This is a genomic window from Legionella brunensis, assembly GCF_001467025.1.
Classification (GTDB): domain Bacteria; phylum Pseudomonadota; class Gammaproteobacteria; order Legionellales; family Legionellaceae; genus Tatlockia; species Tatlockia brunensis.
Genome location: NZ_LNXV01000029.1, coordinates 142,998 through 149,629 on the forward strand (window position 1 = coordinate 142,998; position 6,632 = coordinate 149,629).

Consider the following 6,632-nt stretch of genomic DNA (forward strand, 5'->3'; position numbering starts at 1 on the left):
TTTTAATTATCCTGAAGATGGTTTTGTCATTTGGGTTGATTGCCTTGCTATCCCCAACAATCCACCACATCCCAAAGAAGCCTATGAATTTATTAATTTCATGCTAAGACCTGATATTGGTGCAAAAATAGCGTTGAGCGAAGGCCACGCCATAACGAATGCAAAAAGCAAAACCCTTCTGCCAACAGAAATCAGCAAAAATCCAATTGTCTATCCCTCTAGTGAAACCTTAAAGCACGGATATTTTCAGCGTGATGTAGGTGAGGAAACTTTGATTCTGTATAACCAATACTGGCAACAATTAAAATTGGCATTTTAGATATCAGTGCCGTTCCCAATAAATCCATTTTTTGTTTATTTTTTGTGAAAATTAATCTAACATTGCAGCTCTTTGTTTGTTTTATAACCTATTTGAAGCTTAATTTCGAAGTTTCAAATAGATTCCTAAAAGGAGCTCTCTTAAATGAAAGATATTATTGAGTTAATGGCCAATTTAGATGAAAATGGGCTTGCCTATATTCATCAGGTAAAAAAAATACTGTGTCAAGAGCTACATCTTGATGACAGCTCCCTACGCATTGAAAACTCCGGTAGTCGCTCCTGGGAAGAAGGTTCTACAACAGATTTGCGTACCTATCCCATAAAAGATCAAGAGAAAATAAAAAATGTTAGAGCTGTTTTAGCCTATTTGGCTACTCAAAACGCGATAGAATATGAAGAGGGGCATACAATTCACACCGAAGGTGTGGAGTTTATTATTACGCGTTGTGATCTTGAAAAACTTAAAATGCTACCTCGTGATATTTTAAACAAAATTGATATTCAGGAACAAAAAGAGATTGTTCACACAACTCCTATTCGTATGTCCTTTAATGACAAACGTTATTATCGTGGAGTAACACATACACCGGCAACCATCAATGGCAATATGTTGGCTATCAGATTAAAAGAGACCATTGAAGAGGATGAAGGAGAAGAAGAAACTAAAAAACAGATGTTCTCTATTCTTGAATTATTGAATTCATTAAATAGTGAAACTGGCTCCGGTTTAGTTGAAATCCAAGACGGTTTAAAACTACTTTTTGGTATTGAATTTGAACTCTATTTCCACTCTTCCAATATGGAGTTCCCTATTGACTTGCGCACTCCTGCAATGGATACCCATCTTTCATCAACGCAACAGACATTAAGAGCAATTGATAGTCTAATGCTCCTTAAATTCGTTGATATAGAAATAAAAGATTTAGGTAACAATCGCAAAGCATGCATTATAAAGCAAGTTAATCCTGAAGAGCTTCTTAATCAAGTAAAGATTTTGAAACAATTTGAAGTCAAAGGAAGTCAAGATACGAATTTTGTCAATAGTGTTCTTGCCATTCTAAAAAAATCCTTCCCAAATAACTCTGTAATACAAGATCTTATTCCATTCGATGGAAAGGTGCTTAAAAGTATGACACGACCCTATTTACATATTAGAACTCAACATTACCATAACCCAGAAAGTGAAAATTACACCCAAGCAAGTTTAATTCTATCTCAGATTAAAAACGCTCTTCCCAAGCAGTTCGATGTAGGAGCCAGACCTGCAGTCACAGAGAGTCAGGCTTCTCTTGAGCGTCCTAAATACATCAGAAAACAAGTTCAAGCTACCCCGCACGAACAATTAATTATTGATCCCCCTCTGAACCCAACGTTCGGAGAAGGCAAAGTTTTCTTATCCAAGCTAATGGAAATCTGCACCCTACTACAATTAGCCAGCTTGCAGATACGTCGTCAGCCGAACGCCTTTTTCCAACCATCCATCGCTACGACGCAAGTGCCCTCTGGCGAAGAAGATCGACTTACATTCAATTGATTATTCTTGCAAAACCCTCGTTAGAGGGTTTTGCATCTCATCTTGTGTTTATAAAGGCTGATTCCTTTCAGTTTCGATTACTTCTAGTTGCTCAACGAAGTCAGTTAAACTCTTTAGCTCCTCTTGTTGTAGTTTATTTTGTCGCAATTGTTCTTCTAACTTATTAATTCGCACTAATGTTTTCTGCAAATAAATTGCAATTTCCTCATCTTCAACAGAATCAGCAGCGTAAATATCGTTAAGCAGCCTTGCCGCTTTTTTTATAAACTTATAGGTTTTACGTGCTTCTTCGTCGTTAAAGAAATACAAATGGCGACGTCTGATTGTTTCAAGACTACGATCCAAATCATCACGAACTCTCAATTCTACAGGATCAGGTCTAAAATCAGATTTGCAAAATTTTAATAAAGTAGCATCATGATCATCCTTTACTTCCTGAATTACTGGGAGATGAATTACTTTGGGGCTGATATTTTTTGAAGTGGTATCATAACCTTCGGGAAGTACTGCCCGGGTGTAATTTCGCTGACAATAATCACTGAGTATTTTTATACATTCTGAAGGATGAGTTAATAATACCTTGACTCTCAGAGTATCAAACAGTAGTTGGCTATTTTCCTTCAATCCAACTAAATCACCCTCTTGGCAAAAACTAGAGGCGTATTGATTATTTTGATATTCAGGGAATTTATTAAACCCTGCCTCCAAAATAGCCAGCATTTCCTGATAAGTAAAAATAAATCGCTGACCGACCTCACAAGCAGCTAAAAAAAGTGGTGCTCGATTTTCATCTAAGCCTAAAAAAATTACATTCCAGCCTTGAGCAGACTCTCTTGGATGTTTATTCGAATAATTAACATTTCCCCGAATGTAAAATCGAGAGCCCACGTACTTATCAGGATCATTTTGCAGATTCTCCAACGTCACCTTAGGTTCACCATAGACAGTAAAAAAATAAAGCGGTGAGAAATCATGCCAATCAGCGCTCCAAAAACACCCCATTGTCCCAAAACGCAATTGATTTAGGTTATGTGCTTCGTTGGGTTTTGAGCCGAATACAGTATCGAATATTTGCGCGCCCTTTGCACCATGACATAATTTTAATGCATCAAGCAAGGTAAGATAATTTGCAATTTGTAGCGCTGCGGAACAATCTAATGATGTACGTGAAAACAATAAATCTAGTAAAATTTGCGATGGGCTATGGTTACCCTCGGCAATGGTATAACTACTGCAAACATGGAGTTGATCATAAGTCTCATCAGTTAGACCATAATAATCTATCGGTCCTAATGAGGCCATCGTTGTTATAGTTTCATTGTTTTCATCACGCGGTTGTATTGCATTAGCAAAATGGTAATTGTCCGATCGATAAAAAGCACTCCCTCGATAAAAAGCATTGCATACATGATTCATATTAATGACGGTTTTTAATCTTAGCCATTCCCCCAAAGATTCTCCGTCGATATTAGACTGTATCCAATCATCAACAATCCTCTTCCCTAGACTCCTAACCTTCATTTTTATGTCATGCAACAATTCGCGTGCTTTCCTTTCGCTAGGTTGTTTTTCATTCTTCATAAACCACCAAATAGATCTAAATTCAAATAATTTGATCAATTACAATACCAATTATTACAGCTAAATATGGGTAGAAATACCCAAAATAGCCAAATTAATAAAACCTACTTTTTATTAGATCAGTTAAAATAAAAATTTTTAGCGATTATGCAATTTTTGAACACAATATCCTATAATTAAAAAATACCCAATGAAATTCGCTTAAGCTCCGTAGAACATCAGGGATCTCACCAATTTTTCAATCTCGTAATCGCTCAAGGAAGACTCAATCCCAGGGGCATAGTCGATAGGATTTATTTCACCTATCGTCCCAATAGCAATCATTGAGTGAGGTATGTGTTTACGGCTTGGCGTAACGTAGCATATAGGATTAGTCTTGGCCCAAAACACTTATCCTGTTGGCAAATCGATTTCGGTGACTGGATATGCTGGAATCATTCATGAGAAAGGGGATCGAAATGGCTACGGTTACTGGCACATCAACTGACGATACCTTAACGGGAACTTCAAGTAATGACACCATTAATGGTGGAGCAGGTGACGATACGCTTAGCGGTGGTGATGGTAATGATAAGTTAATGGGAGGTCAGGGAGAGGATATTATTTCCGGAGATGCGGGCAATGATACCATTACCGGTGGTGAGGGTGATGATATTTTATCAGGAGGCAGTGGTAACGACAGTATTGATGGTGGCAATGGTAGTGATATTGTCATTCACACAAGCATTAATAGCGCTGACATTGATGTCTATAATGGCGGAGCAGGATTTGACACCTTAATTTTTGAACTAACTACCCCCGAATATCAATTTTTACAAACAGAAATCGAAGCGTTGCGCACATGGATAGCAAATAATGCTAATTCGAATCCTTTAAGCTCAGGCTATGATGCAAATGCATATTTTACTTTCAACGGCATTAATTTATCCGTAAGAAATTTTGAAGCCGTCGAAATCATACATATCAACACGGCGCCTATTGCACATGATGATACGATTAATATGTCTGAAGACACTCCAATTACTATTTCCCCCGCTGCTCTTCTAGCCAACGATACCGATGTTGATCCAGATGTATTACAAATTATTGAAGTAAAAAATGCAGTGAATGGTACTGTGCAATTTGTCGATGGCGTTATTACATTTACTCCTCTTAGTGAGTTTAATGGCATTGCTAGTTTTGAGTATGTCATTTCAGATGGTGCTGGTGGTACTTCCACGGCAATTGCCACATTAAATGTGGCTGAAGTTAATGATGCCCCCACTGCAAATGCTGACAATGCTGTGGTGGCAGAAGATTCCAGCAATAATGTAATTAACGTCCTTGACAATGATAGCAAAGGCCCTGCCAACGAAGCAGGACAAACCTTATCCGTGATTAGTGCAAGCGCTTTAAATGGTAGTGTTACCATCAATGCGGATGGCACTTTATCTTACACAGCAAATGCCAATTATTTTGGAGAGGATACGATAACCTACACCATAAAGGACAATGGTACCACCAATGGCGCAGCCGATTCGAAAACAGCCGTTGGTACAGTGGCTATTAATGTGACAGAAATAAACGATGCTCCTATTGCTAATTCTGACAGTGCTGTGGTGGCAGAAGATTCCAGCAATAATGTAATTAACGTCCTTGACAATGATAGCAAAGGCCCTCCCAATGAAGCAGGTCAAACCTTATCCGTTATTAGTGCAACTGCATTACATGGTAGTGTTACCATCAATGCGGATGGCACTTTATCTTACACAGCAAATGCCAATTATTTCGGAGAGGACACGATCACCTACACCATAAAGGACAATGGTACCACCAATGGCACAGCCGATCCGAAAACGGCCGTTGGTACTGTGGCTATCAATGTAACAGAAATAAATGATGCCCCTATTGCCAATCCTGACAGTGCTGTGGTGGCAGAAGATTCAATCAATAATGTGATCAACGTCCTTGGCAATGACAGCAAAGGTCCTGCCAACGAAGCGGGACAAACCTTATCCGTCATTAGTGCTACCGCATTACATGGAACCGTTACTATCAATGCGGATGGCACATTATCCTACACGGCAAATACCAATTATTTTGGAGATGATACAATCACCTACACCATAAAGGACAATGGTACCACCAATGCCGCAGCCGATCCGAAAACGGCAACCAGTAGTGTCAGTATCACAGTAACTGAAGTTAATGACGCACCAACTGCAGCTCCCGACAGCGCAACGGTAGATCAAGGTTCGAGCAATAATTTCATTAATGTCCTTGGCAATGATGTGGCAGGTCCCTCCAATGAAGCAGGTCAGACATTGTCTGTCATTGGTGCCGCTGCAGCTCATGGTAGTGTCGTTATTAATGCCGATGGTACATTGTCATATACCCCTTTAGCTGATTACTACGGTACAGATACAATTAATTATACAATTGGTGATAATGGCACCACCAATGGTGCGCCAGATCCAAAAATGGCTACCAGCAGTGTCAGCATAACAATCAATCCAATTGGTGGCTCCATTGGTGATTTTGTGTTTGCCGATTTGAATGCAGATACCCATCATAATTTCATTGAACCAGGCATTGCAGGCATAGGAATTGGATTGTACCGTGATGCAGGCGAACTGGGTGTAAGAGATGCCTTAGATGAATTAGTGGATTTTAAAGTCACTGATAGTAACGGATATTATCAATTTACCAATGTGACTCCTGGAAATTATTGGGTTGATGTTGATGAAGTCTCTGTTAACTATAATATCCCAAATCATACTTTAACTTCGGGCAGTGAGCCTACTTTGGTTACTGTAGGAGCAGGACAAATCATCGATTCAGTTGACTTTGGTTATGCACCTGGCGGCATAATTGGAGATATCGTATTTAGAGACGATAATGCTGATGGAGTTCAAAGTGCTAGTGAGCAAGGACTAGCAAATATCGGTGTTTCCTTATACCGCGATGCTGGCATCCTGGGTGAACGTGATGCAGATGATCAATTGATTGAATTTAAAGTCACGGATGCCAATGGATTCTACCAATTTGTAAATGTTGCTCCAGGACAATATTGGGTGGATGTTGATGAATTTGCTGTCAGCAATAATCTTCCTGGCGGCACCTTATCCACCGGCAATGAACCCTACCTTATCAATCTCGCAGCAGCGCAAGTTGTTAATAATATCGATTTTGGCTATGCACCCGGCGGCATAATTGG

Annotated in this window: 4 protein-coding genes; 3 read left to right on the top strand and 1 reads right to left on the bottom strand. The window is 39.3% G+C overall.

Going from position 1 to position 6,632, the window contains the following annotated elements; translation table 11 throughout:
* Together Lbru_RS09435 and Lbru_RS09440 are read left to right on the top strand one after the other, a co-directional pair.
* On the top strand, nucleotides 1-319 hold a 319-nt coding region (locus Lbru_RS09435), incomplete at its 5' end, for an ABC transporter substrate-binding protein (RefSeq protein WP_157061510.1).
* A 144-nt stretch (nucleotides 320-463) separates the two neighbouring features.
* Entirely contained in the window at nucleotides 464-1,855 is a 1,392-nt protein-coding gene (locus tag Lbru_RS09440; protein ID WP_058441891.1) for a hypothetical protein, read from the top strand.
* A gap of 48 nt (nucleotides 1,856-1,903) precedes the next feature.
* Here the strand turns inward: Lbru_RS09440 and Lbru_RS09445 are convergent, their stop codons facing one another.
* A complete protein-coding gene (locus tag Lbru_RS09445; protein ID WP_058441892.1) occupies nucleotides 1,904-3,436 on the bottom strand; it encodes a hypothetical protein in 1,533 nt (510 codons plus the stop codon).
* 458 nt (nucleotides 3,437-3,894) lie between these two features.
* On the opposite strand from Lbru_RS09445, the gene Lbru_RS09450 reads away from it, so the two are divergent.
* On the top strand, nucleotides 3,895-6,632 hold a 2,738-nt coding region (locus tag Lbru_RS09450), incomplete at its 3' end, for an Ig-like domain-containing protein (protein ID WP_193786918.1).

Coding starts and splice junctions, on each gene's coding strand:
- Lbru_RS09440 (WP_058441891.1), top strand. CDS start 464: ATGAAAGATATTATTGAGTTAATGGCCAATTTAGATGAAAATGGGCTT.
- Lbru_RS09445 (WP_058441892.1), bottom strand. CDS start 3,436: ATGAAGAATGAAAAACAACCTAGCGAAAGGAAAGCACGCGAATTGTTG.